Below are 24917 nucleotides of genomic sequence, written 5' to 3' on the forward strand. Positions count from 1 at the left end.
TAGCTTTGCTCTCCGCACTTGTCAAATCAAGTTCATCTAGCTCTACTTCAACACTTATATGCTTATCGACATTAAGTTTGGACAATAATGCTACCGTCTCGACGTGGATTGAGGTTATAGAAAAAGAAACATACAGCTTTATACCAAAGTGGAGTATTGCTCCAAGTACATATAAATTACATAAAATTCAATTGCGGATATTAATTTAATTATCGATAGCAAAAGAATAATTTGTTAGAGAGGATTTGACAATATTGAAACTTTGGTTATTGAATAAATTTCAGATAACAATTAGATAGAATATAAAAATAACACTGTTCTTATTTAAATAGAATCATATTTTTTATGTTGTCATTTCTATAATATCTCTTTAGATTACAAATGCCTATACCAAAAATTTAATTATATCATACCGAAATATCTCAGTGCATCTTTGATTGTTTCTTCTTTTTCTTTTGGACAATTTGTGACATGTTGGTCGCCATCTGCTTTTCTAGATATATTATAATTTTCTCGTTCAATTAAATCATACTTGCGTTTTACTTGTGCAATGTACAGACTTGAAACTTTAAAACCAAACATTTTCAAAACATATTCTTTTATCTCTGGATATGTTGCGTTTTTTTTATTAATGGACCTAAAATCTTCCTCATCAATTTCAATGTTTATATGATGCTCAACATCAAGTTTGGACAATAGTGCAACAGTCTCAAGATTATTAATTATCTGATGGGAAAAAGGCCATCAGAAATTGAAAATCGAACCAATTAAGCAATACGAAAGAAAGCGTAGAATTTTATTTATGATCTACGTAATGAATTATATATTCTACGCAGCACAAACAAATCCAAAGCATTAGCGTCAGGAATGCCAATTTTTTATAATCGCTTGGCTTTAATGGCTGTCTCTGTACTTAATTTTCGCTTTGGCGTTTGACAGTAACTGTAACGAATTACATTTTATAATGAGAAACAAATAATAATTTAGAATAATTTGATGATTTACTTAAAATCGGCAAAAATACTCTTTACGATGTCATATTCTGTCATAATATTATTTGAGAAAAGAAAAGAGTTAACAATGATTTATAGAAATTCAGAAAAATACACTAGGAATGACCAAATAATAAAACAATGTTTTCAAGAAAATCCAGGATTTTTAGGTATAGATGGAATTGACATAAAATTTGAGACGGAAGTGACAAACGTAGATAGTATTACGACTACAACTATTGCTGAGAACTTTTTTGAATTAGATATCAATTCATCTTATAATAAAGATGGCAGAATAAAAGAAATTGAAATACTATCTCCAACTTTTGGGAAAATCATTTTTAGTTTTAATAACCCAAATTTTGATATGAAATGTAATTGTTTCGTTCGACTAATTGTAGGTGATTTGAATGTAAAAACTTCTACAATGAAACAAATAATGTCAAGATTGAAAAACGTATTAACCTGTATTACTCTCTTTTCAAATATTGACATTATCCATCCAACAGAAGAAGATATCATAATTCAAGGAATTGAGATTGCTTACACCTTTTCTACATTAGAAAAAATTTCATATCAGACAAGACTACTTCTACTAAGAATCTTCTCAAAAGTTGAACAACCAAATAAATCAAGGTATGTGGGAATAGATGACGATCCATTTGAACATCACATCATTTCAGCAAAGTTAGGATACAACTATTCGATAGTTTTATATGATAAAACAGCCAAGGCACAATCGGACAATCATTTAGAGAATATTAAAAATCATGGTTATAGAATTTATAGACTTGAATTTGTAATAAAAAAAGGGAAAATTACGGAGTTGCTTGGTTCACGAATCCTATCAAACATTACTGACGAGACCATAAAAAATTTTTTTAAAGAACAGATCAATCTAGCTGTCAACAATCTCATTCTTGAAATAAAAAAATCAGTACAATTAACTGACCGGACATTGAATTACTATTTTAATGAGTTTGGCAATCGTTATTATATTCATCGTTTCTTCTCTGGTATTCTAACTCCTGCACTAGAAAAATCCATGTCAATTGCCTTAGATGAGGAAATTTTTTGTCATTTAAAACTACCGTTTATCAAATCTCATAAAAATAAAAGTAGGATTAGAAGACAATTGATTAATGAGTGCATTATTCAAAGTAAGGACAAGAAGTACATACTTTCAAAAATGATAACGTGGCAAACTTTAATAATATTAAAAATTATGGACCAATTCATTTATTGTGACAAAATTCAATCAACAACTCCTAAGCAAAATTTCAGTGAAATGGGAATGAAAATGATTTCTCTACAACCATTTGGCAGCAAAACTAGGATAGCTATCTATAACGACCTTCTCTCTTCGAGAACTAAAAGCACTACCATTGAAAAAATAATACTTGATCGATGGAAAAAAATAGATTATAAAAAGTATATAATTAATAAATTTATTGATTAGGTTAAGTATGATGTATTGCAATTTACAATACATCTTTTATTTTAATCTCCAATTGGGCAGAATTTTGGGCAAATTTTGATTATCATTGCACATTATTGCATAGCAAAGAAAAATATCATAAAAAATAGAATTGTATTAAAAATTATAAAAAGCCTTATTAATCAAGGCTTTACATGGTTAGCAACTCTATTTTATCGTCAATTTACTTTGTCTCTCACACCATGGTAATTATTCAACCATTGAATAATTGCCATGTAGTATAAATCCTTTCCTAGCAAGGGTTTGAAGTCCTTGTGTTGTTTCTATAAAACAATTGAGCCGAACTAAATAGTCAATTATTTTAATGTTTTAAAAGCTTAAACTGTATCTTTTCTATTGTACCATAAACTGAGAAGAAATGGGAGAATCAAAAAAGCCATCCACAAAGGTAGATAGCTGATAATTGTTTATTTAGAAATTGTTGAATCCATAATAATGCTTTTTAGCTTGGAGACATAGACAAGTTGTCTCTTAATATACCAGGAAATCACCTCACCTGTCCTCGTTTGTAGGAGTTGTTATAGACCTGAAAATCATGATCGTGTAGTGTCTCTGCTGCATCAACCAACCAATTGACATTCCGAATTAAACCACGTCCCACTTGAATGAGATCGGCTTGTCCTGTTTGCAATAGATACTCACCTAACTCTGGATGATGTAACAAACCAACTGCTGTTACTGGAATGGAGACTGCTTGTTTGATTTGTGCTGAAAATGTAGCTTGATAGCCTCCATAAATAGGGATATTGGGCTTCACATCCATCAAACCACCCGTAGAAATATCTAAACAAGCCACTCCAAGTTCCTCTAGCCATTTGGCAATTTGTTGGTAATCTTGAAGAGTATTTTGTGTTCCTGTTTCATCATAAGCTGTTGCTGATAAACGTACCCAAATTGGTCCATTAAATGCTGATTTAACTCCTTCAACAATCTCCCTCAGAAACCGGAAACGATTTTCTAAAGTTCCGCCATATTCATCCGAACGTAGGTTAGTTAAGGGCTCTAAAAACTCATTTACCAGGTAACCATGTGCACCGTGTATCTCAATCAGATCGTAACCAGCTTCTTGAGCTCGTCGAGCAGCAGATACAAAAGCTGACTGAACACGTTGAATATCGTCTAAGGTCATTTCTTTTGGTACTTGGTATTCTTCACTGTACCGTACAGCACTTGGGCCGATTGGCTGTATAGCATCAGCAGCTTTTCGCCCACCATGGCTAAGCTGAATTCCAACTTTACTTCCAAATGCTTTCAACTCCCTTACTAAGTCCGCTAAGGCCCTACCTTGACAATCAGACCATATTCCCAAATCACGATTGGACAAGCGCCCATCTGGTTCTACAGCAGTAGCCTCTTGGATAATGAGTCCAACTCCACCAATCGCACGCGCCCCATAATGAACATGATGAAAAGCCGTTGGCAAGCCATCCTCATTTTTAACCTCGTACATGCACATAGGTGGCATAACCACACGATTCTTTAATGACAAACCTGCAATTTCAACTGGTGATAAGAGTAAAGACATAAGAACCTCCTTTAAATGCTAATACTAAATGAAAATCACTAACTTTAATTAATTAATAGTATACCACGATTCTCGAAAACGTTGGAAAATGAAATAGAAAAACTCCTTGAAATACACAAGGAGCAAAAAATTAAGCTTTCCAACGTTGCGTTTTTTTCAACATCATAGGATAACTCGCCTTCATAAAGAATTTAACAAGGGCATTACCTTGCCCGTTGGCAATCGCTGTTTTCCCCTTATTTACCATTTGTTCAAATGTAATATCAGGTTCAACAAATGCACCATTTACATAGCAATAGGAGCAATAAATCTGTGATCGACTCCCATCTTTTTCACTTCCGCGGACATCTTGACCATGCAATTCAAGCGGCATAGAACAAGATTGACAAAATTTTTCCATAATCAATACTTCCCTTCTTTTAAGGATTCTATTTTTAATAAAAAATAGGAGCTAATAGCAAGATAACCAACAAAGCTAAAATATGACCTACTGTCACCAGAATAAACGAATACTTAAGCCCACGTTTCATACTTAGTCTTGATAGATTATGGAAGGTAATCATCACACCAGACTGAGGCACTACTGTCAAGATAGCTGACGCAACAACTACCACACGATGAAGCAATTCTGGATTGATACCCATTTCCATATAAGTAGGCAAAAAGTGACTGGAGGCGATACCAACAGCCCCTGATGAAGAGCCAATAATACCACTAACCAATGCTGTCGATACAGACAAACTAATCAATGGGGAGCCAGGAATTTGTTGAATCCATTCTTGTATAACAGCAAATCCAGCAGACAGGGTTAACACAGTCCCAAAAGCTACAGTGCTAGATGTCGCAAATGCTGGTATAACAGATGCTATCGTTGCAGTATTTAACATCTCTTTTTGGTTTGGTAAGTATGGAAAGAAAATCAAGGCTGATAGGATGATAGAGACAAGTAATCCAATTGCTAAGACATTGGGAGTTTGGTTCATAAGGAAAATCGTTCCAATCAAACTCAATAACGGCAAAACTGATAAAAACAGATTGGGTGCCTTATCAGCTAAAGCTACTGCAGTTTCATCCTCTTCCTCTGTATAAGTTTCTCCATTTGCTAGACTTTTCTTTAAACAGTAGGCCATATAGAGCATTCCGAATACCAATAGTGTTAAACTAGCTGCCAAACTGATCACTGGTGCCGCTGTCAAACTGGTTCCTAATACCTTTGTTGGAATAACATTTTGAATCGAGGGGGCACCAGGTAAAGTAGTCATTGTGTAGGTCCCTGCTCCCAAAAAGACAGGTAGCGGGAAAAGGGCCCAGTTAATATTTAATTCCTTAAAAAGGGGGCGAGACAAAGGGAGTAAAGTAAAAATCACTACAAAGATACTCACGCCACCATAGGTTAAAATAGAAGCAATCAATGTAATAGCCAACAAACCTTTATAAGGACTATCTTTGCCCATCACTTTTAAAATACTATTAGCGATCGTCTGCGTAGCTCCACTTGCTTCCATATACCGGGCTAAAATAGACCCTAACATAAAAATAGCAAAATTATTGATTAAAAAACCAGCTAAACCAGCCATATAAGACTGCTCTTTGCCCAACATGACTTCCAAAACATTCATTTGGTTTGTTAAGATAATCATTAAACTAGCAAGAGGGGCAGCAATAATCACATGTAAGTTCTTTGATGTCCAATAAATAATGGCAATAATAGCCAATAACACTCCTAAAGTCGCTAAAATTGTCATAAATCTCCTAAAACGTATCTCCTTATCTCATTTTGTTCCCCTATATCTCTTAACAATTCTCCAACTGTCTTGTTTAAACCAGGGTGGCGATAATCTATCGCTATATCAGAAAGTGGCTTAAGTACAAAGCCACGCTCATGGGCATAGGGGTGAGGAACGATTAATTTCTCCTCCTGAATCATTTCCTTATTCCAGAACACGATATCCAAATCAATGGTTCGTTGACCCCATTTTTCAATTCTTACTCTGTCTAGGGCCAGTTCGATTTCCTGGCAAACACTGAGAAAATCTTCTGCTGGTAAATTGGTATATACCGAACATACTAAATTTAGGAAATCTGCTTGATCTGTCTTTCCCCAAGCTGGAGTTTCATAAATGGGGGAAACCAAACCAAGTTGGCAGTCTGGATGGTTGTCTAATTGCTCCAAAGCGGCTTGCAAATAAGCCAGTCTGTCCCCCATATTGCTCCCAATGCTCAGATAGGCCTGATGTTTCATGGTCGCTCACGCTCCAATTCAATCCCAACTGCATCATAATGGCCCGCAATTGGTGGATTTTCCTTGTAAATGGCCAAACGAATCTTTTCCACTTTTGGAAACTGATTGAAAATTTCTTGGCAAATGACACCTGCCACCTTTTCAATGAGAAGATAAGGCTTTCCCTCCACGACTGCTTTAATGGTTTCAAAGACCATACCATAGTGAACTGTATCTTCTAAATTGTCAGTTTTTGAGGCCGCAGTTAGGTCAACAAACAAATCACAGTCTACAGTGAAAATTTGACCAAGGACCTGTTCTTCCTTAAAGGCCCCATGATAGCCATAAAATCGACATTTTTTCAGCGAAATTTTATCCATTCTGCCCTCCTCCAGTTAACTGAGCCCAAACTTTTACAATATCTCTGTTGGCTGCTACATTATGAACACGGAGCATTTTGCATCCCTTTTGCACTGCCCATGCAGACAGAGCTGCTGTTGCTTGATCACGGTCAACAGGTAAACTATTTCCACCCATTAGGTAATCAACCACCCGTTTGCGAGAAATACCAAACAATACTGGGTAGCCAAGACTGGTAATTTGGTTCAATCCGTGCAGGAGGTCCAAATTATGTTGGACATTTTTTGAAAAACCAAATCCAGGATCCAACCAAATGTTATCTGCTGCAACTCCAGCCTCTAAGGCTGCTTGCACACGCTCCACCAGAAAGTTTTTTACTTCTCCTACAATATCGTCATAGACTTCTTCTTTTTGATTGTGCATGAGAATGATTGGTACTTTATACTCTGCGGCTAAAGCCAACATATTTCCATCATAAAGGCCAGCCCATACATCATTCAAGATATCAGCACCCGCTTCTAAGGCTGCACGAGCCGTGCTCGTTTTATAGGTGTCAATGCTGACCAAACAATCGTATTTTTCTTTAATTGCGCGGATAATCGGAACCACTCGTGCGATCTCATCTTCTTCAGACACAAATGTTGCAGCAGGTCGAGTGGACTCCCCTCCAACATCGATGACAGTCGCACCTTCTGACAACATCTTTTCAACTTGGGCTAGAGCAGACTCGATTTCATTATAGGTACCACCATCCGAAAAAGAATCCGGTGTCACATTGAGTATTCCCATAATTGATACTTGATGGGCTAATTGTTCAATAGACATAGAACCTCCTATTTATTGTGAATCATCGACAAGAGTTCTCTGCGCAAAACAGCATCTTCTTTATATTTTCCTAGAGCAACTGTTGTCACTGTCTTACTACCTGGCTTGCGTATACCACGCATACTCATGCACATATGTTCCGCTTCAACCATAACAAATACACCTTCTGGCTCAAGGGCATCTTGAAGGGCATGAGCCACTTGATGAGTTAAGCGTTCCTGCAATTGAGGGCGTCGGCTTGCCACCTCCACTGCACGCGCTAGCTTACTCAGACCAGTTACACGGCCCTTGCTAGGAATATAGGCTACATGAGCAATCCCATAAAAAGGCACCAAGTGGTGCTCACACATGGAGTGGAAAGGAATATCCTTCACCAAAACAACCTCTTCATGACCTTCTGAAAAAACGGCTGTAAACTGGTCTTTTGGATCCTCTTTTAGCCCATTAAACATTTCCAAGTACATCTTTGCTACCCGTTTCGGTGTATCAAGTAGACCTTCACGGTTTGGATCTTCACCCAATAATTCCAATAATTGGTAAATAGTTTGTTCGATTTGTTCTTGTTTTGACATAATACATCCTAAATCATTTGATTCTTTATTATACCCTAAATTAGATTTTCAGAAAAGACCTTACATCTTCTCAATTTCAAGACTGTACCCAATCAGAAAACCTCCCAAAGATTTCTCTCAATTCTCCTTTGTGGTATAATGGAATCATTCATTTACAAGGAGCCCTCTATGACTAAGAAATCAGTCCAATTAGCGACAATTTGTTACATTGATAATGGCAAGGAATTTCTCCTCCTTCATCGAAATAAGAAAGAAAATGACGTCCATGAAGGGAAGTGGATTGGGGTGGGTGGCAAACTTGAACCAGGCGAAACCCCTCAAGCCTGCGCCATTCGTGAAGTCTTTGAGGAGACAGGCCTAACTGTCACAAAGCATGCCTTAAAAGGAATTATCACCTTTCCAGATTTCACCCCTAATTGTGATTGGTACACCTATGTTTTTAAAATTACTGGCTTTGAAGGAACAATTATTGAGTGTAATGAAGGCGATTTGGAATGGGTTCCCTACGATCAGGTTTTAACAAAGCCGACTTGGGAAGGCGACCGTCATTTTCAACAGTGGCTTCTGGAAAATCGCCCCTTCTTCTCTGCAAGTTTTCAATATGATGGAGACACACTCGTCGACTATAGTGTCGATTTTTATGGTGAGTAGGCTATCCCATTTTTCTATTTCAAAATAGAAAAAACCTTGGTACACACAAACCAAGGTTTTCTGTATTATAAGAATTTCTTCTTAGGCATTTGTTTGTTTAATACAACATCCAGCGGACCCGCTGCTAAAACTGTATCTACCAAACGCTTATCTGTAATTTTCTTATCAAGAAGGACTTGATATTCTAAAACAAGTGCTTCTTTTTTCTTTTTGTATTTAAGGGATAATAAATCAGACTGCTTACAAGACTTACCAAATTGATTTTCAAAAAACTGATCATAATTGAAATCCATAGGGACTGTCACTAAGAGATGACGACGATTTTGATTGACTTGAGCAAAATTGATATTTTCAAAAATTAAGATACAAGCTGATAAGATGACTGTTGTAAATACGGCTAAACCAAGGAAGCCCATTCCTGTTGCAAGACCAATTGCCATCGCCAGCAAAACTGCAAGCATTTCTTTTGATGAACCTGCTGCCGAGCGGAATTTAATTAGACTAAAGGTCCCCGCTACCGCAACTCCTGCACCTAGGTTCCCATTAACTAATGCAATGATTACAGCAATCAAGGCCGGCATGAGACTTAGAGTGATAACGAATTCCTTTGTATAATTCGATTTATATTTGTAAACAGCCGCTAAGAGTACCCCCATGGATAGACTGACTCCGAATACCAGAACCATCTGGACTAGGGTGATACTACTATTGGCTGTTGAAAAGATACTATTAAACAGCTGCATGATGAATGACTTCCTCTTCTACGATGTCGTGGGCTAGCCTATAAGCATTGCCATATTTTGAAAACGATTGTTTTTCGATATTGTATTTTTCCAACAAGGCAACCAACCAATCTGGACGTTCCTCTGGAACTTTGATTTCCATGATAACCTTTTTAGGATCTAGCAAGGCCTTACCAAATTTCCCTACCATTACATTGACATTATAGTCACGATATAAAAGGTTTTTATCAATGGTTAAGCGAACTTTTTTGTCCTCAATACCCTTATATGATACGCGATCATAATAAATATACATTTTAGGTTTGATGATACCATAACGTTTTCTCAACTGTTCCAGTTCTGATGTTACTTTTTCATCTTTGATAGTTGCATCAATAATACCATTTTCAATGTAATTTGTAACAGATACTGGATTAGATGTTAGACGGTATTTATAGCCAATTTTATTTTCTTTTTTCTTGATTTCCAAAAAGGCTTGACTCGTTTCTGATGGAATTTCATCATACACACGCATACGAATTTTTTCACGTCCATTTTTCTTAGCAAGAGAATCTTGAATCATATCAAAATCTTCATTGTCAAAGTAAATATTCGTAATCGTTGATGTCGCAAATTCATCTTCGGTCATGTGTTGACGAAGTTCTTTCTCAAACTCTGCAAATACATCCATATCAACAATATATTTGGTTTCTTTACGTTTAAATTGCTTTTGTACGATTCTTGTTTTCATTGCTATGCCTCTTCTATCCTAAATGTTGAATCTTGACAGGTTCTTGTCTTGTTTACAAGATATAGTTTACCGACCAAGCTTTAAACAAAACTGAAAATAGCATTAAACAAAACTTAAACTGAAGGAAGGTCAAATTCTTTTGTCACATGAAAAGCTGTGCTACAATAGTCCTATCAATAGTAAGGCAAGGAGAAACCCATGTACGAATTTGTCCTAGAATACGGCTCTTTCCCCGTAAAACTCATCGACGGTTTTGTCAACAATCGCTCAGAAATTCCTGATTTTCTCAAAGAAGACGAAGAAATGATTGCCCGCTTGAATGAGATTAACGAACTCTTCCACCAACTTTTCTTAACCATCGAATGCAAGTTTGACTACATTGGCAAGCAATTCCCTGACAAGATTGAACAACTACGAGCACTCTATCATCCCCTGGCAGACGATTTACTAGCCAAGTATGGCAACCAGATAGAGTTGAAGATTGAACCTTTTATTTTGTAATACTCAATGAAAATCAAAAGTAGCCTAGGAAACGAAGGCGAAGATAGAACTAGTGTTCATCAAGGCAAGTTGACAACGGATAATTTTGATTTTCGAAGAGTATAAGACAAAAGAGATGACCTCAATCATCTCTCTTTTCTTCTATTCTGTATTCCAAACCATACTGATCACGCGATAAGTAGCCATAGTCTACCAAGTAGCGTCTTAAAATTGCATAGTCATCATAAAACTCAGCTAGAAAGGCATTAACCTCTTTTTCAGTGAATGTTGAGCCTTTCTTAGCCAATTCTTCCTGTAAATAGGCAAACAAGACCTGCTTACTCTTTAATTTTTTAGGAATAACGATAAGCCTGCCTTCTCGGAAAAATTTTTCTTGAATATCTTGAGTACCCATATCACCCTCCCAAAAATCCCAGCCCGCAGACTAGGATTTAGTAGTATAGTCTTACAGTTTGCTTTTAGTACTAGCTCCAAAGGTTTAGGAAACCTTTGGAGGTGAGAAATAGAGCGACGCATCAAAAGCTGCAGGTAGCTTGCACAGACCAACCGTCTGTGCAAGGCTGGAAATACTACTTGCGATAGCAAGTCACAGCTGATTAGTACGACAGAGCGAGTTCAAATAATTTCAGATTAATTGAAGTTGGAGATAAGGAAACGGAGTTTCCTCATACGTCGAAGTAATAAAAGATAAAATGGAAGACTAAAATTTAACGAATCTCAGCACCAAGCTCAACCAAAGCCTTACTGATTTTCTCCATGTACTTAGCCACTTCCTCATCCGTCAGGCTATCCGCAGGATTTTGGAAGGTCAGGTTATAAGCCATAGACTTCTTACCAGCCTCAATATTGCTACCCGCGTAAACGTCAAAGAGGGTCACCTTAGTCAAGCGTTTGACACCAGCACCGGCAATAGCATCCAGGACATCCTGATGCTTGACATCACTGCTCAAAAGTAGGGCAATATCACGGCTAACCGCTGGGAATTTGGAGATTTCCGTAAATGGCTGAGCAGGCTGGAGGGCTTCTTCAATCGCATCCAGATTGATTTCAGCCACGTAAGTCTCAGGAATACCGTAATCCTTAGCCGTTTGAGGGTGTACCTGACCGACAAAGCCGATTACCGCCCCATTCAAATGAATTTCAGCTGTCCGACCTGGGTGCAGGGTAGCAATCTCACTAGTCGCCACAAAGTCAACTGCCAACTTGTAGTGGCCAAAGATAGCTTCCAAGATACCTTTGGCATGGAAGAAATCAACTGGTACAGCAGGTGTCTGGAAGTCTTTCTCAGCTACCAAGCCAGTCAAGACAAGGGCGAACTTGTTGATTTCTTGTGGCAGGTCTTCTTTTGGATTGCCAGACTGTTCAAAGATTTTACCGATTTCGTAGAGGGCCAAGTTCTTGTTCTTACGAGCCACGTTGTAGGCAACTGTGTCAAGCATACCAGACACCATGTTCTGACGAAGGGCAGAACGGTCAACAGTCATCGGCCACATGAGTTCGGTGACTGTGATAGGACGAGCCGCAAACTCCACTGCCTTTTCAGGTGTTGTCAGGGCATAGGAAATGATTTCTGTCAGTCCTGCACCTTCTGCCAGGCTACGCACTTGGCGACGGATGTTCTGGGTCAGGGTCAACTCACCTGCTGTTCCATCCTCTTTGGGAAGAGTGGTCGGCAGATTATTATAGCCATAAATACGTGCGATTTCCTCTACCAAGTCCGCTGGGATGCGAATGTCCCAACGACGACGCGGTACTGCTACTGTAAACTGACTTACATCGCCAGTTGTTTCCATACCTAAACGACGGAAAATGTCTGCGATTTGGGCATAGTCCAGATTGGTCCCGAGCGAGCGGTTAACGTAATCAATGGTCGCTGTGACTGGGACATCCGAAGTGTCCACGCTACCCTCAGAAACGATACCAGACAAGACCTGACCGCCAGCCAGTTCTGCAATCATAGCAGCTGCTGTGTCCATAGCCTCCGTCAAAGTTGCTACGTTGATGCCTTTTTCAAAGCGAGAAGAGGACTCAGAGCGAAGGTTGAGGCGACCTGAGGTCTTGCGGATAGACTTGCCGTCAAAGAGAGCCGCTTCCAGCACAACCGTCTTAGAGTTGTTGTCAATCTCTGTGTTGGCACCACCCATGACACCACCAAGGGCAACTGCCTTGTCCCCAACGGAAATGACAATGTCATCAGCAATCAAGTCACGCTCTTCGCCGTCAAGTGTTACCAAGTTTTCACCCTCTTTTGCCTGACGAGCCACGATTTTCTTGCCGTCAAACTTGTCAAAGTCAAAGGCATGCATTGGCTGACCGAAGTAGAGCAAGATGTAGTTAGTGATGTCCACCACGTTGTTGAGCGGGCGGATACCTGCGTTCATGAGCAGGTTTTGCAACCACTGTGGGCTCGGTGCAATAGTCACATTTTCAATGACACGAGCCGTGTAGGCAGTCACCTTGTCTGACTCAATGGCCACTTCAATCACATCGCTGGCCTTCTTGTCGCTTTCCTCCAAGGTCACAGGCTTGAAGTTGACCTTGCTGTCATAGATAGCGGCCACTTCATGAGCCACGCCACGCATAGAAAGGGCATCAGCACGGTTTGGTGTGATAGACAGCTCGATAATCTCGTCGTCGAGGTCCAGGTATGAAAAGATTGGCTCACCTACGACTGCATCTTCAGGCAGGTGGTAGATTCCGTCCGCATAGACTTTTGGCACCACTGAGTCGGACACACCGATTTCGCTCAATGAGCAGAGCATCCCCAAGGACTCAACTCCGCGGATTTTGCCTTTCTTGATCTTGTAGTTGCCAGCGATACGCGCACCTGGTAGAGCGACAATCACCTTGATACCTGGTTTGACATTTGGAGCACCGCAAACGATTTGCGTGACTTCCTCACCGACATTGACCTGACAGATATTGAGGTGGGTATCTGGAATGGACTCAGCAGACACAACCTGACCAACAACCAACTTAGACAGTCCAGCACTCTTTTGCTCAACCCCTTCTACCTCAATCCCTGTTGTTGACATTTTTTCAGACAAGTCATGGCTTGTCGCATCAAAGTCAACGAGTTCTTTTAACCATTTGTAACTTACTAACATATTATCCTTTCTGGTGCAAAGGCCGTTTTAGTAGCCAATCCACATCTATCTTATCACCGACCGCAAATTCATGCTGGCCAAATTTTTCAAATCCGTATTTGGAATAGAATTTCTGAGCTTTGTAATTATGTTCCCAAACTCCCAGCCAGACCCAATCACAGCTTGACTGCTCTGCTTTTTCCAAAGCAAACTCAAAAAGTTTCTTACCCAACCCCTGACCTTGATAGGCCTTTAAGAGATAGATACGCTGGATTTCAAAGGCATTTTCCAGCTCCTGTTCTGTCTGAGCAGGACCCTGGTTAAGCTTGAGATAACCAGCTATCTGATGATCTACTCTTAGAAAATAGTGCTGGCAGTTGGAATCCGATAACTCACTAGTCAAGACCTCCAAGGAATAAGCTTCCTCGAAGAATGCCTCCAGTTCATTTGGGTCATTATCGTGAGCAAAGGTCTCTGCAAAAGTCTGTTTAGCCAGCTCCTGCAAAGCGGAAACCTCTTCTAAACGTATAGGATCAATCTGCATCTCATTGCCTCTCATTTCTAACTGGGCTAGGAAAGTCGCCTAATGGCGATTCCCTTCTACTTACTCCTACGGAGTTACGACGGATTTCAAGCAAAACGATATTTTTTGCTTGAAATCCTAGTAAGGTAGCTAGGAAAATCACAGAATAGCGATTTCTGTCTACTCACTCCTGCGGAGTTACGACGGTTCAAGGTTGAAAACGATACTTTTTAAACCTTAGAACTAGTGAGGGGAGTAGGTAGACCGCTAGAGCAGCTACCGCTTCTCTCAATCAACGATCTACTAACTTTATCGGATTACGACGGATTTCAAGCAAAACGATATTTTTTGCTTGAAATCCTAGTAAGGTAGCTAGGGAAGTCGCAGAATAGCGATTCCCGTCTACTTAAGAGCTGACTTTGTCAGCCTTAAGTAGTGCTACGTTAAAACTGCTCCGAGAATCGTACATCGCCTTGATAGAATCCACGAATATCGTTGATACCGTAACGGAGCATGGCAATGCGTTCCTGACCAAGACCAAAGGCAAAGCCAGAGTACTTGGTTGAATCAATGCCACTCATTTCCAATACTTGTGGGTGGACCATACCTGCACCGAGGATTTCAATCCAGCCTGTTTTCTTACATACGTTACAGCCGTCACCACCGCATTTGAAACAGGAAACATCCACCTCAACAGAAGGCTCAGTGAACGGGAAGTAAGATGGACGCAGACGAATTTGACGTTCTTCACCAAACATTTTCTTGATAATCATTTCAAGCGTACCTTTGAGATCCCCCATAGATACATTTTCACCGACTACCAAGCCTTCAATCTGGTGGAACTGGTGGCTGTGGGTCGCATCGTCCGTATCACGACGGAAAACACGTCCTGGCGAGATCATCTTCAAGGCACCTTTTGAGAAATCATGTTGGTCCATTGTACGCGCCTGAACAGGCGACGTATGGGTCCGCATAAGGATTTCTTCTGTGATGTAGAAGGTATCCTGCATATCACGTGCTGGGTGATCTTTTGGCAAATTCATGCGCTCAAAATTGTAGTAATCTTTTTCCACTTCAAATCCGTCAACGATTTGGAATCCCATACCCAAGAAAATATCTTCGATTTCTTCAGAAGTTTGAGTCAAGACATGGCGTTTTCCGACCTTAACCTGACGACCTGGCAAGGTTACATCAATGGTTTCTGAAGCTAATTGCTGTTGAATTTTTGCGGCTGCAACCTTCTGAGCGGTCTCTTCAAAGGCAGCCGTCAGCACATCACGCACTTCATTGACTTGCTTACCAACGATTGGTTTCATTTCGTTAGACAGGTCTTTCAAACCTTTCAACAAGTCAGTCAAGGACCCTTTTTTACCCAAAACCGCGACACGCAGGTCTTGAAGTTCTTTTTCTCCTTGGTGCTGGATTTCTTTTAACTTTTCAAGTGTAGTTTGGCTTAATTCAGCCAACTGTTGTTCAATGTTTGACATAATTCCTCCAATAAAAAAAACGCATGACACCACTCGTATCGGAGCGTTGTCACGCGGTACCATCCGTTTTCATCTGCTAGGCAGACCTTGCTTCTAAGAACCAGTCTTCACAAGTGAAGTACTTATATTAGTGAATAAAGGTTCTAAGTCCTTGTGTGAGTGAATTCGACCAACTTTCACTGATTGAGCTTGCAGTCACGGCTCAACTCCCTGGACAGTTTCCATAGGTGTACTAGTCTCACAGACTTCTATTCAATTAAAAATATTTTATCAAAAATAAGAGTTTTTGGCAATTGATTTCTTTACTCATTCCACGCCGTACGCATGAAGAAAATGCATGTAACTGTTTTCTAGCTACATGCATTTTTTTAAAAATATTTTCACGATATTTACATAATTGCTTTGATTTATCCTCGTTTTCACCTACATTATATCAAAATTTCATGATGAAAATATAACTTTTTTATGAAAAAACGTTATCTGAAAACGATTTTTTCTTCATGCGTTTGTCGTGTTACTCATTCACCGTAATTTCCCCACTACGATAGTTGATACTGAGACCGCTCTGAACATTTGGAACGAACACATTGAACTCTAGGCTACCATCTGCTGCTTTTGACTCTAGATGGCTTCCGACAGGAACAAGGTCTTCACTCTCAGCATACACCAAAGTCACACGATAGCGGACACGCTTATTTTTATCCAAGGCCCGCCGAATCTGACTTTCAAAATAATTCTGCCCAGTTGAAGTTTGATCGTTGGCTTGGTTGGACCAAGCTGTTTGAACTGCAATATTCTTAGGATTGCTGGTTGAAGCATCAAAGCCAGACAATCCACCAATCAAAGCATAACCTAGGAGGTGACCACGGTCCACTGCATGGTCATATTCTCCAGTTAAATCATGGACCTGATGCCAACCCGCAGGTGTCCAAGAAGTCCGACCATTTCCTGTTTCTTCACGGTCCTTATACTGACGTGTAGATTTGGCTAAAAGCGCATTGGCTACTGTTGGAACCGTTTCTCCCTGGACTGTTTTTGTCTTATTATCACCATAAGGAACACTGGCAACCGATGCATCTAAATCCGTCTGATTCCCGTTAATAATAAATGCTCCAGCGCCATTCCATTCAATCGAATTCCCCAGTTGCTTTTTTACATCTTCTGTCAATACCGAACTAGCCAGTTCCTGACTAGGTGTGCCTTCACTTGCCTTAGACTGATTGACATAATAGGAATAATCAGCAAGGTTACTGCTCTTGTTATCGCTTAAAAGATAGCCGCCTGCTGCTACAACAACCGTAGCCAGTAAGCTGAGCAGACTCATTGCTTGTTTTTTTACATTTTTCTTCGCCATAAAATCCCCATTAAAAAAGTAGGGCTAGCCTACTTTCCAGTAAATTTAGAAATGAATTCCTGCCATTTTTCTACTGATAAAATTGAAAACATATTGTCCCCATCACCTATGACACCGTATCCAATCATCAGTCCAAAGGCAAATATTATTAGTGCTAGCAGCAAAATAATCACTACTAAGAGTAAATTTTTACCTACATAGCCAAGATTTTCCTTATCCATTTTCACCTTCTCCACTGACACGTTCAATCGTTGCACCTAAAGCAGCTAATTTCTCATGAAAACGATAGTAACCTCGATCTAAGTGCGTTAGTTTTCCTACAATTGTTTCCCCTTCCGCAACTAATCCAGCTAAAATCAAGGCTGCACTAGCCCGTAAATCTGTCGACATTACCTGAGCTCCTTGCAAGGGTTGTCCCCCAGAAATGATAGCCGTATCACGTAAAATTTCCGAATGCAAATCCATCCGACGTAATTCTTCAAGGTGTTGGAACCGATTTTCAAACACCGTTTCAATCATGGTTGACTCACCTTTTGCAACTGCCATTAATGCTGTAAACTGGGCCTGCATGTCGGTCGGAAAGCCAGGGTGTGGTAGGGTTTTTACTGTTACAGGTTTGAGTTTGTCCACTTGTGAACGCACTCGAATCCCTTCTGCTTCTTCCGTTACTTCAACTCCCATTTCTACCATTTTAGAAATAAGTGGACGATTGTGCTCCCAGACAGCATCCTTAATCAAAACATCTCCACCAGTCATAGCAGCAGCCACCATAAATGTACCTGCTTCGATACGGTCTTGAACAACTTGATGCTCTGCTCCTACCAATTCTTCTACACCCGTAATGGTAATTGTCTCAGTACCTGCTCCCTTAACATTCGCACCCATCTTATTTAGAAAAATAGCCAAATCAACGATTTCAGGTTCGCGCGCAGCATTTTCAAGTATAGTCGTACCATGAGCAAGCGTTGCAGCCATCATTAAATTTTGTGTCGCACCGACACTTGGAAAATCAAGATAAATATGAGCACCCTGCAAGGCCTCCGCACTAGCTTCAATGTAACCAGCCCGTTGCTTAATTCTTGCGCCCATCGCTTGTAGACCTTTCAAATGAAGATCAATTGGACGACTTCCGATTGTACAACCACCCGGCATAGATACTTTCGCATAGCCATTACGAGCTAAAATTGGACCAAGAATGACAATGGATGCACGCATTTGACTAACATATTTATAGGGAGTTTCACTACCTAATTTTCCAGTCGCATCAACATCAATTGTCTTCGTTTCCTCGTCAAATTTTACACGAACACCCAAACCACGAACAACATTGTTCATTGTGAACACATCAGATAAAATCGGTACTTGTGTCAGCTGAGTCTGACCCTTACTTGCCAAAACTGTCGCTGCTAACAAGGGTAGAACTGCATTTTTTGCACCCTCAATCTCAACTTGACCCTTTAATCCATCCTGACTTCCTTTAACAATGATTGTTTCCATTCACTTCCCTCTTCTTAACCTATTAAGACATAGTTGCAAAAGAACGTCCAATTAGTAACAACTCTAAAAAGAAAGTTGAGACTAAATAACCTAATGCAATAGCAATAAATAATATCAGCATGTTGATTTTTGGCTGATTATCTCCCGTTACCTTTAACCATCGTGCCCAATCTACTGTCGTTATCAATAGATGATAACTTATATAGATAAAGAGTAGATGACTAATAAATTGTAAAATTGATTGTATCATATCTCCATTATACCATGAAATTGAAAAAAGGAACTGAACCAAGTTCAATCCCAATTTTATCAATGTTTACCAACACGAATACGGTTGATTGCCCGCTGAAGTGCAACTGCAGCACGTTTTTCCATATCAATATTCCGAGCGTTCTGAGCTTCTTCTAATTCACGCTCCGCTCTCAATTTAGCCCGTTCTGCTCGACTAATATCAATGTCTCGTTCCCTCTCAGCAGAATCAGAGACAATTGTTATCAAATCTTTGTTGATTTCGATGATACCACCATTGACAGCAATCCAATCCACGTGGTTTTCATCATCAACACGACGTACTTTCATCTCATCAATTTCTAAAACAGCAATCAATTCTAAGTGACCTGGATAAATCCCCAATTCCCCCTCTTTGGTTTTAACCAAAACAAAGGCTGCATGGTGATCATATTTTATTCCATCTGGTGTCACTACTTGAACAGTCATATGTGCCATATGCCACCTCTAGTATTTCATTTTAGCAGCTTTAGCGACTACATCCTCAATTGAACCAACATTTCGGAAAGCATCTTCAGGTAAATGATCGTGTTTACCATCTAAAATTTCCTTAAAGCCTTTAACGGTTTCTGCAACAGGAACGTAGGAACCTGGCATACCTGTAAATTGTTCAGCAACGTTAAAGTTTTGAGACAAGAAAAATTGAATTCGACGTGCGCGACCAACTAAAGTCTTTTCCTCATCAGACAATTCATCCATACCGAGAATGGCAATAATATCTTGCAATTCTTGGTAACGTTGAAGAACACGTTTTACTTCCATCGCTACAGCATAGTGCTCCTCACCTACAACTTCAGGAGCCAAGGCACGAGAAGATGATGCTAATGGATCAACCGCTGGATAAATACCTAATTGAGTCAACTTACGCTCCAAGTTGGTTGTAGAATCCAAATGGGCAAACGCTGTTGCTGGAGCAGGGTCAGTATAGTCATCCGCAGGAACGTAAATCGCCTGAATAGAAGTTACAGACCCCTTCTTAGTTGAAGTAATCCGTTCTTGCAATTGTCCCATCTCAGTAGCAAGGGTTGGCTGATAACCAACGGCTGAAGGCATACGACCCAAGAGGGCTGACACTTCTGAACCTGCTTGAGTGAAACGGAAAATATTGTCAATAAATAAGAGAACGTCTTGACCTTCAACATCACGGAAATATTCAGCTATCGTCAAACCAGTAAGGGCAACACGCATACGTGCACCTGGTGGCTCATTCATCTGACCAAAGACCATGGCTGTTTTTTCAATAACACCAGACTCTTTCATTTCCCAGTAAAGGTCGTTCCCTTCACGAGTACGCTCACCAACACCAGTAAATACAGAAATACCACCATGTTCTTGAGCGATGTTATGAATCAATTCTTGGATAAGAACTGTCTTACCAACACCGGCACCACCGAAAAGTCCAACTTTACCACCTTTAAGATAAGGAGCTAAAAGGTCAATAACTTTAATACCGGTTTCCAAAATTTCATTTGAAGTCGATAATTCATCAAAAGAAGGAGCCTTTTTGTGAATCGGTTCACGCTCAAAATCTGACGGAAACGGTTCCTCAAGGTCAATTGTATCCCCTAAAACGTTAAAGACACGACCCAGCGTCTCTTTACCAACTGGTACTGAAATCGGACGACCTGTGTCAAGCACTTCCATTCCACGAGTCAAACCGTCAGTTGATTCCATAGCAATTGTCCGAATAACACCGTCACCAAGCTCCAGTGCAACTTCTAGCACAACTTTTTGTTTAGAATCATCATTTTTATATACAACAAGTGCATTGTTAATCTCAGGAAGTTTATCTTCTGCTGCAAACGCGACGTCTACAACAGGACCAACAACCTGAGTAATTTTACCTGAACTCATTCTATTTCCTCTTTTTCTAACCTACTCAAGAGCTGATGCGCCGGCAACAATCTCAGTGATTTCCTGAGTAATAGCAGCCTGACGCGCCCTATTGTATTGAATTGTTAAATCCGAAATAACATTCTTCGCATTATCTGTCGCAGTCTGCATCGCAGTCATACCAGCAGCATTTTCAGCAGTCTTAGCATCCAAAAGTGCCCCGTAAATGGTTGATTCTGCATATTGAGTCAACAATTGGTCCAATATCATTTCACGATTTGGTTCCAATTCAAATGTCGCCGTATAGCCATCTACTTCATTGTGGTCTAAATCTTCAACAGGAAGCATTTGCTGTACACGTACCTGGCTAGTCAAACTATTTACATGATGATTGTAACAAACATAAAGTTCATCAAACAGCTCATTTTTATACATTTCTACAGATTTAGAAATGATTTTTTGGACTTCTTCAAAGCTAGGGTTATCAGCAATTCCACGTAATTCAAACACAGGGTTGATACCACGTGCACGGAAAAAATCAGCACCCATCCCCCCAATAGCAATAATCTCAAACTCTTCATTTGACTGATGGTCCTGATCAATCATTTCCATAACAGCTTTTAAAATACTAGAATTATAAGAACCTTTTAAACCGCTATCTGAGGTGATGACAATATAACCCACTTTTTGAATCGGACGCCGAATGAGCATCGGATTGCTAGTATCTGATGTCATTAGTTCACCACGTAACAAATCCGTCGTAATCGCCCGAACTTTACTAGCATAAATCTGAAATGATTTCGCCAACTGCTCTGATTTCGCCAACTTTGATGCAGAAACCATCTGCATGGCACCTGTGATTTGACTGGTTTTCTTGGTTGATGCTATTCTTGATTTAATTTCATTAAGAGAACCTGCCATCCTAGACTCCTTTATTTAAAGATTGATTGGTCTTTGAATGTTTGAATAGCAGTATTCAACTCATCCGTATCTGGAAGATCTTTCGTTGTACGAATGACATCCAAAAGATTATCATAGTGCAAATCAAAGTATGCATACAACTCTTCTTCAAATGCTAAAATATCATCAATCGGAACTGAATCCAAATATCCATTTGTCAAAGCATACAAAATCAAAACCTGTTTTTCAACTGGAAGTGGTTTGTGCAATGGTTGTTTCAAAACTTCCACTGTACGACGACCACGATTGAGTTTTGCTTGTGTTGCTGCATCCAAATCAGAACCAAATTGCGTAAATGCTTCCAATTCACGATAAGAAGCCAAATCGATACGAAGGGTACCAGCAACCTTTTTCATGGCTTTAATTTGGGCGGAACCACCAACACGTGATACAGAAGATCCGGCATCAATCGCTGGACGAATACCAGAGTTAAACAAATCATCTTTTAAGAAAATTTGTCCATCTGTAATGGAAATCACGTTGGTTGCGATATAAGCAGAGATATCACCAGCTTGTGTTTCAATAAATGGCAAGGCTGTAATGGAACCTCCACCCAATTCATCAGAAACTTTTGCAGAACGTTCCAATAAACGACTGTGCAAGTAGAATACATCCCCTGGATATGCTTCACGACCTGGAGGACGACGAAGCAAGAGAGACAATTCACGATATGCTACCGCTTGTTTTGATAAATCATCATAGACAATCAAAACATGTTTGCCTTCATACATAAATTCTTCCGCCATTGCTACCCCAGCATAAGGTGCCAAGAAAAGTAATGGAGATGGTTGTGAAGCAGATGCTGTCACAACAATAGTATAATCTAACGCGCCATATTGACGAAGTGTTTCTACTTGAGTACGAACTGTAGATTCTTTTTGACCGATTGCTACATAGATACAAATCATATCTTGACCTTTTTGGTTCAAGATAGCATCAATAGCTACAGAAGTTTTACCTGTTTGACGGTCACCGATAATCAATTCACGTTGTCCACGACCAATTGGTACCAGGGCATCAATCGCTTTTAGACCAGTTTGAAGGGGTTCATTTACTGATTTACGTTGCATAACACCTGGTGCAGGGTATTCAATCGGACGAGTTTTGCTTGTACGAATTTCGCCCAATCCATCGACTGGTTGCCCCAAAGGATTAATGACACGACCAATCAATCCAGATCCAACTGGTACTTCCATGATTTTTCCTGTACGACGAACAACAGAACCCTCACGAATATCTGTAAATCCGCCAAGAATAATGATACCGACGTCATTTGTCTCCAAGTTCTGAGCCATACCAATGGTGCCATTTTCAAAGATTAATAGCTCTCCACTCATGGCATTATCAAGACCTTGCGCACGTGCAATACCATCACCAATGTAGGTAACTACACCAGTCTCTGTATAATCAAAGTCAGGTTGAAACTCTTCGATTTGTTGTTTTAGTAAAGCGCTAATTTCTTGTGCATTTATCAAAAGAACACCACTTTCTATAGTTTTTTTCTAACATCCTTTAATTGTGTACGAACACTTGCGTCAATTACTTTATGGTTAATTGTCAAAACAAAACCACCTAATAATGAAGCATCCAGTTCTTCAACAATATTACGGACACGCAAACCAAACCGTTCCTCGACTAATTGACGTAAACGAGATTTTTGTTGTTCCGTTAATGGATAAACTGATGCAATATGTGCATCAAACTCATTTTTTAATTTACTGATTTGAAGTTGAGCGCGTTCAAGAGTTTCCAGAAGTAAATCTGCATGTCCATCTCGAATCACATCTTCAATTAAATCATTGATTTGCCAATAACTAGATTGACGAACAGTGCGTACAAAAGCTGCTTTTTCTTCTCTTGAAACTGTAGCCGACAATAAGAGACGGTTCAATTTACTATCATGAATGATAGTTATCAACTCAGAAATCTGATCATACATGTTCCAAATTTCTGAACTGTCACTGACTTTTTCAACAAATGATAGAGCATATTTTTGCACGAGGGCATTTTCTCTAGCGTTCATCTACTTGTCTCCTAATTTGTCCAAATACCGATCAATCAAATTGCTGTGTGCCTGTTGATCCAAATCTTCAAAAATAATTTTTCCTGCAATATCAACCGCCAAATTAGCAACTTGAACACGAAGTGTTTCTTGAACCTCACGTTTTTCAGCTTCAATTTCCATTTGTGCTTTTGTTTTCAAGCCTTGCACTTCAACTTCAGCCTGTTCAAGAATTCGCTTTTTCTCCAATTTAGCACGTTCTACCGCGTCTTGAATGATTTTTTGTCCTTCAATACGGCCCTGCACTAATTCATCTTCGCGTTGTTTCACAAGGTCAGCTGCAACTGCTAATTTTTCTTCAGCCGCATCAATATCACCTGCAATCTTCTTTTCACGTTCTTCAAAAATTCCAGTAATTTTATTCCAAGCGAATACACGAATTAAAATAATTAAAACTGCAAAAGATGCTGTAACGAGGATAAAATTTCCTAGTACAGTACTTGCCTGCATTGTAATTTGTGTCGTCATTATTTATCCCTCTCTTACTCACTCTCTCCATTGATTTTCTTGTTCAGATACATAGATACCAACATAACAAATACATAACTCTGTAAGCATGAAATAAATACAGAGAAACCTGTCCAAACAATGTTTAGAACAAAGGCTATTGGGTATGCAAATGCACTTTGTTGAGATAATTGTAGAAGAAGAGAAACAAGCACTTCACCGGCATAAATATTACCATATAAACGAAGAGCAAGCGACACAAGATTGGTCACTTCTTCCAAAATATTCATTGGAGCCATCGCCCAAGGTGTCACAAAAGATTTAAGGTATTCTTTAAAGCCACGGCGGCGAATCCCTTCAAAATGACAAAAAAGTATTGCTATACCAGCAAGACCAAAGTCGTATGCCATATTAGCCGTTGGAGAAGTCCACAAATTTTGTCCCTCTGGTGTTTCCAACTTCGTCATTAATCCCAAATTATTGGCAAGCAAAAGAAAAGTGAAAACTGTAAAGAAAAACAAAGAATAGCGCTTTGCTTCCTCATCACCAAGGTTTCCTTTTGTAAAGTTGACGGTTAGTTCGTAAACATATTCCAAAACATTTTGTTTTCCTTTTGGCTTAAGTTCCATCCGACGACTAGCCCAAAACACAAGTAAGAAAATAACCGAAATGGTAATGACTGAAACCAATACCATGGTCAGGTCAAAGGTTACGGGACCAAGGGTAAGGGTTGGACTTAAAGTTTCTTCCAATTGAGGTTCC

At 39.6% G+C, this 24917-nt stretch carries 28 protein-coding genes and 1 pseudogene; 3 read left to right on the top strand and 26 right to left on the bottom strand.

From position 1 onward, the window contains the following. Both K6V43_RS01860 and K6V43_RS01865 read right to left on the bottom strand, forming a co-directional pair. Positions 1-106, bottom strand: a pseudogene (locus K6V43_RS01860) (RNA methyltransferase); the annotation flags it as partial. A gap of 296 nt (positions 107-402) precedes the next feature. Continuing rightward, complete coding sequence (locus K6V43_RS01865; protein ID WP_125265538.1) at positions 403-696, bottom strand: RNA methyltransferase; 294 nt, start codon at positions 694-696, stop codon at positions 403-405. 300 nt (positions 697-996) lie between these two features. Between K6V43_RS01865 and K6V43_RS01870 the strand changes: the two genes are divergently transcribed. Then, the gene (locus K6V43_RS01870; protein ID WP_172073197.1) at positions 997-2451 is read left to right on the top strand and encodes a hypothetical protein; all 1455 of its coding nucleotides are present in this window, start codon (positions 997-999) and stop codon (positions 2449-2451) included. 526 nt (positions 2452-2977) lie between these two features. Here the strand turns inward: K6V43_RS01870 and K6V43_RS01875 are convergent. The 7 genes from K6V43_RS01875 to folE form a co-directional block, all read right to left on the bottom strand. Continuing rightward, a complete protein-coding gene (locus tag K6V43_RS01875; RefSeq protein WP_222381290.1) occupies positions 2978-4015 on the bottom strand; it encodes an NADH:flavin oxidoreductase/NADH oxidase in 1038 nt (345 codons plus the stop codon). A gap of 130 nt (positions 4016-4145) precedes the next feature. Beyond that, positions 4146-4415: a zinc ribbon domain-containing protein gene (locus K6V43_RS01880; protein WP_222381293.1), complete on the bottom strand. Its 270-nt coding sequence runs from the start codon at positions 4413-4415 to the stop codon at positions 4146-4148. 34 nt (positions 4416-4449) lie between these two features. Then, positions 4450-5760: a GntP family permease gene (locus tag K6V43_RS01885; protein ID WP_222381296.1), complete on the bottom strand. Its 1311-nt coding sequence runs from the start codon at positions 5758-5760 to the stop codon at positions 4450-4452. Further along, entirely contained in the window at positions 5757-6257 is a 501-nt protein-coding gene (gene folK, locus K6V43_RS01890) for a 2-amino-4-hydroxy-6-hydroxymethyldihydropteridine diphosphokinase (protein WP_222381299.1), read from the bottom strand. Before folK ends, K6V43_RS01885 begins: the two co-directional genes overlap by 4 nt. Then, the gene (gene folB, locus K6V43_RS01895) at positions 6254-6616 is read right to left on the bottom strand and encodes a dihydroneopterin aldolase (RefSeq protein WP_172085096.1); all 363 of its coding nucleotides are present in this window, start codon (positions 6614-6616) and stop codon (positions 6254-6256) included. Before folB ends, folK begins: the two co-directional genes overlap by 4 nt. Then, the gene (gene folP / locus K6V43_RS01900; protein ID WP_222381303.1) at positions 6609-7421 is read right to left on the bottom strand and encodes a dihydropteroate synthase; all 813 of its coding nucleotides are present in this window, start codon (positions 7419-7421) and stop codon (positions 6609-6611) included. Before folP ends, folB begins: the two co-directional genes overlap by 8 nt. An 8-nt stretch (positions 7422-7429) precedes the next feature. Further along, positions 7430-7993 carry a GTP cyclohydrolase I FolE gene (gene folE, locus K6V43_RS01905; RefSeq protein WP_024392312.1) on the bottom strand — a complete coding sequence of 188 codons (564 nt, stop codon included), beginning with the start codon at positions 7991-7993 and terminating at the stop codon, positions 7430-7432. A 168-nt stretch (positions 7994-8161) separates the two neighbouring features. On the opposite strand from folE, the gene K6V43_RS01910 reads away from it, so the two are divergent. After that, positions 8162-8644 (top strand): NUDIX hydrolase, encoded by a 483-nt coding sequence (locus tag K6V43_RS01910; RefSeq protein ID WP_222381306.1) that lies wholly within the window; start codon positions 8162-8164, stop codon positions 8642-8644. 65 nt (positions 8645-8709) lie between these two features. On the opposite strand, the gene K6V43_RS01915 is transcribed toward K6V43_RS01910, so the two are convergent. After that, positions 8710-9387: a DUF4956 domain-containing protein gene (locus tag K6V43_RS01915; RefSeq protein WP_024392314.1), complete on the bottom strand. Its 678-nt coding sequence runs from the start codon at positions 9385-9387 to the stop codon at positions 8710-8712. Beyond that, the gene (locus tag K6V43_RS01920; protein ID WP_160863592.1) at positions 9374-10117 is read right to left on the bottom strand and encodes a polyphosphate polymerase domain-containing protein; all 744 of its coding nucleotides are present in this window, start codon (positions 10115-10117) and stop codon (positions 9374-9376) included. Before K6V43_RS01920 ends, K6V43_RS01915 begins: the two co-directional genes overlap by 14 nt. Before the next feature lie 198 nt (positions 10118-10315). Here K6V43_RS01920 and K6V43_RS01925 point away from each other — a divergent pair, with 198 nt between their 5' ends. After that, positions 10316-10618, top strand: coding sequence for a hypothetical protein (locus K6V43_RS01925; protein ID WP_029171211.1), 303 nt, complete (start codon positions 10316-10318; stop codon positions 10616-10618). A 121-nt stretch (positions 10619-10739) separates the two neighbouring features. Here K6V43_RS01925 and K6V43_RS01930 read toward each other — a convergent pair whose 3' ends face one another. From K6V43_RS01930 to atpB, 15 genes are all read right to left on the bottom strand, one after another. Then, positions 10740-11012, bottom strand: a complete 273-nt coding sequence (locus K6V43_RS01930) for a DUF2087 domain-containing protein (protein ID WP_222381309.1) — start codon at positions 11010-11012, stop codon at positions 10740-10742. A gap of 313 nt (positions 11013-11325) precedes the next feature. After that, entirely contained in the window at positions 11326-13725 is a 2400-nt protein-coding gene (gene pheT / locus K6V43_RS01935; RefSeq protein ID WP_222381311.1) for a phenylalanine--tRNA ligase subunit beta, read from the bottom strand. 1 nt (position 13726) lies between these two features. After that, on the bottom strand, positions 13727-14248 hold the full coding sequence (locus K6V43_RS01940; protein ID WP_024397310.1) for a GNAT family N-acetyltransferase: 522 nt from the start codon (positions 14246-14248) through the stop codon (positions 13727-13729). 422 nt (positions 14249-14670) lie between these two features. Beyond that, the gene (gene pheS / locus K6V43_RS01945; protein WP_024403151.1) at positions 14671-15714 is read right to left on the bottom strand and encodes a phenylalanine--tRNA ligase subunit alpha; all 1044 of its coding nucleotides are present in this window, start codon (positions 15712-15714) and stop codon (positions 14671-14673) included. Between the two features lie 514 nt (positions 15715-16228). Continuing rightward, positions 16229-17068, bottom strand: a complete 840-nt coding sequence (locus tag K6V43_RS01950; protein WP_222381314.1) for a DNA/RNA non-specific endonuclease — start codon at positions 17066-17068, stop codon at positions 16229-16231. Positions 17069-17097: 29 nt separating this feature from the next. Next, positions 17098-17289 (bottom strand): DNA-directed RNA polymerase subunit beta, encoded by a 192-nt coding sequence (locus K6V43_RS01955; RefSeq protein WP_172085112.1) that lies wholly within the window; start codon positions 17287-17289, stop codon positions 17098-17100. Next, complete coding sequence (gene murA / locus K6V43_RS01960; RefSeq protein ID WP_172038617.1) at positions 17282-18565, bottom strand: UDP-N-acetylglucosamine 1-carboxyvinyltransferase; 1284 nt, start codon at positions 18563-18565, stop codon at positions 17282-17284. Before murA ends, K6V43_RS01955 begins: the two co-directional genes overlap by 8 nt. Positions 18566-18587: 22 nt before the next feature. Next, entirely contained in the window at positions 18588-18815 is a 228-nt protein-coding gene (locus K6V43_RS01965; protein WP_171988707.1) for a DUF1146 family protein, read from the bottom strand. A 59-nt stretch (positions 18816-18874) separates the two neighbouring features. After that, positions 18875-19291: a F0F1 ATP synthase subunit epsilon gene (locus K6V43_RS01970; protein ID WP_024392324.1), complete on the bottom strand. Its 417-nt coding sequence runs from the start codon at positions 19289-19291 to the stop codon at positions 18875-18877. 9 nt (positions 19292-19300) lie between these two features. Continuing rightward, positions 19301-20707: a F0F1 ATP synthase subunit beta gene (atpD, locus tag K6V43_RS01975; protein WP_024392325.1), complete on the bottom strand. Its 1407-nt coding sequence runs from the start codon at positions 20705-20707 to the stop codon at positions 19301-19303. 21 nt (positions 20708-20728) lie between these two features. Continuing rightward, complete coding sequence (locus K6V43_RS01980) at positions 20729-21607, bottom strand: F0F1 ATP synthase subunit gamma (RefSeq protein ID WP_024392326.1); 879 nt, start codon at positions 21605-21607, stop codon at positions 20729-20731. An 11-nt stretch (positions 21608-21618) separates the two neighbouring features. After that, on the bottom strand, positions 21619-23139 hold the full coding sequence (atpA, locus tag K6V43_RS01985; RefSeq protein WP_172006161.1) for a F0F1 ATP synthase subunit alpha: 1521 nt from the start codon (positions 23137-23139) through the stop codon (positions 21619-21621). Next, entirely contained in the window at positions 23136-23669 is a 534-nt protein-coding gene (locus K6V43_RS01990) for a F0F1 ATP synthase subunit delta (RefSeq protein WP_024403737.1), read from the bottom strand. Before K6V43_RS01990 ends, atpA begins: the two co-directional genes overlap by 4 nt. After that, complete coding sequence (gene atpF, locus K6V43_RS01995; protein ID WP_222381316.1) at positions 23670-24176, bottom strand: F0F1 ATP synthase subunit B; 507 nt, start codon at positions 24174-24176, stop codon at positions 23670-23672. It abuts the gene before it with no gap. A gap of 14 nt (positions 24177-24190) precedes the next feature. Next, the gene (gene atpB / locus K6V43_RS02000; protein WP_172006126.1) at positions 24191-24907 is read right to left on the bottom strand and encodes a F0F1 ATP synthase subunit A; all 717 of its coding nucleotides are present in this window, start codon (positions 24905-24907) and stop codon (positions 24191-24193) included. Between the last annotated feature and the right edge of the window lie 10 nt (positions 24908-24917).

This window comes from Streptococcus suis (assembly GCF_019794615.1).
GTDB classification, from domain to species: Bacteria; Bacillota; Bacilli; order Lactobacillales; family Streptococcaceae; genus Streptococcus; species Streptococcus suis_AI.

Bases quoted from the DNA above. Each gene is read 5' to 3' on its own strand.
- K6V43_RS01870 (WP_172073197.1), top strand. From the start codon at position 997: ATGATTTACTTAAAATCGGCAAAAATACTCTTTACGATGTCATATTCT.
- K6V43_RS01875 (WP_222381290.1), bottom strand. From the start codon at position 4,015: ATGTCTTTACTCTTATCACCAGTTGAAATTGCAGGTTTGTCATTAAAG.
- K6V43_RS01880 (WP_222381293.1), bottom strand. From the start codon at position 4,415: ATGGAAAAATTTTGTCAATCTTGTTCTATGCCGCTTGAATTGCATGGT.
- K6V43_RS01885 (WP_222381296.1), bottom strand. From the start codon at position 5,760: ATGACAATTTTAGCGACTTTAGGAGTGTTATTGGCTATTATTGCCATT.
- folK (WP_222381299.1), bottom strand. From the start codon at position 6,257: ATGAAACATCAGGCCTATCTGAGCATTGGGAGCAATATGGGGGACAGA.
- folB (WP_172085096.1), bottom strand. From the start codon at position 6,616: ATGGATAAAATTTCGCTGAAAAAATGTCGATTTTATGGCTATCATGGG.
- folP (WP_222381303.1), bottom strand. From the start codon at position 7,421: ATGTCTATTGAACAATTAGCCCATCAAGTATCAATTATGGGAATACTC.
- folE (WP_024392312.1), bottom strand. From the start codon at position 7,993: ATGTCAAAACAAGAACAAATCGAACAAACTATTTACCAATTATTGGAA.
- K6V43_RS01910 (WP_222381306.1), top strand. From the start codon at position 8,162: ATGACTAAGAAATCAGTCCAATTAGCGACAATTTGTTACATTGATAAT.
- K6V43_RS01915 (WP_024392314.1), bottom strand. From the start codon at position 9,387: ATGCAGCTGTTTAATAGTATCTTTTCAACAGCCAATAGTAGTATCACC.
- K6V43_RS01920 (WP_160863592.1), bottom strand. From the start codon at position 10,117: ATGAAAACAAGAATCGTACAAAAGCAATTTAAACGTAAAGAAACCAAA.
- K6V43_RS01925 (WP_029171211.1), top strand. From the start codon at position 10,316: ATGTACGAATTTGTCCTAGAATACGGCTCTTTCCCCGTAAAACTCATC.
- K6V43_RS01930 (WP_222381309.1), bottom strand. From the start codon at position 11,012: ATGGGTACTCAAGATATTCAAGAAAAATTTTTCCGAGAAGGCAGGCTT.
- pheT (WP_222381311.1), bottom strand. From the start codon at position 13,725: ATGTTAGTAAGTTACAAATGGTTAAAAGAACTCGTTGACTTTGATGCG.
- K6V43_RS01940 (WP_024397310.1), bottom strand. From the start codon at position 14,248: ATGCAGATTGATCCTATACGTTTAGAAGAGGTTTCCGCTTTGCAGGAG.
- pheS (WP_024403151.1), bottom strand. From the start codon at position 15,714: ATGTCAAACATTGAACAACAGTTGGCTGAATTAAGCCAAACTACACTT.
- K6V43_RS01950 (WP_222381314.1), bottom strand. From the start codon at position 17,068: ATGGCGAAGAAAAATGTAAAAAAACAAGCAATGAGTCTGCTCAGCTTA.
- K6V43_RS01955 (WP_172085112.1), bottom strand. From the start codon at position 17,289: ATGGATAAGGAAAATCTTGGCTATGTAGGTAAAAATTTACTCTTAGTA.
- murA (WP_172038617.1), bottom strand. From the start codon at position 18,565: ATGGAAACAATCATTGTTAAAGGAAGTCAGGATGGATTAAAGGGTCAA.
- K6V43_RS01965 (WP_171988707.1), bottom strand. From the start codon at position 18,815: ATGATACAATCAATTTTACAATTTATTAGTCATCTACTCTTTATCTAT.
- K6V43_RS01970 (WP_024392324.1), bottom strand. From the start codon at position 19,291: ATGGCACATATGACTGTTCAAGTAGTGACACCAGATGGAATAAAATAT.
- atpD (WP_024392325.1), bottom strand. From the start codon at position 20,707: ATGAGTTCAGGTAAAATTACTCAGGTTGTTGGTCCTGTTGTAGACGTC.
- K6V43_RS01980 (WP_024392326.1), bottom strand. From the start codon at position 21,607: ATGGCAGGTTCTCTTAATGAAATTAAATCAAGAATAGCATCAACCAAG.
- K6V43_RS01990 (WP_024403737.1), bottom strand. From the start codon at position 23,669: ATGAACGCTAGAGAAAATGCCCTCGTGCAAAAATATGCTCTATCATTT.
- atpF (WP_222381316.1), bottom strand. From the start codon at position 24,176: ATGACGACACAAATTACAATGCAGGCAAGTACTGTACTAGGAAATTTT.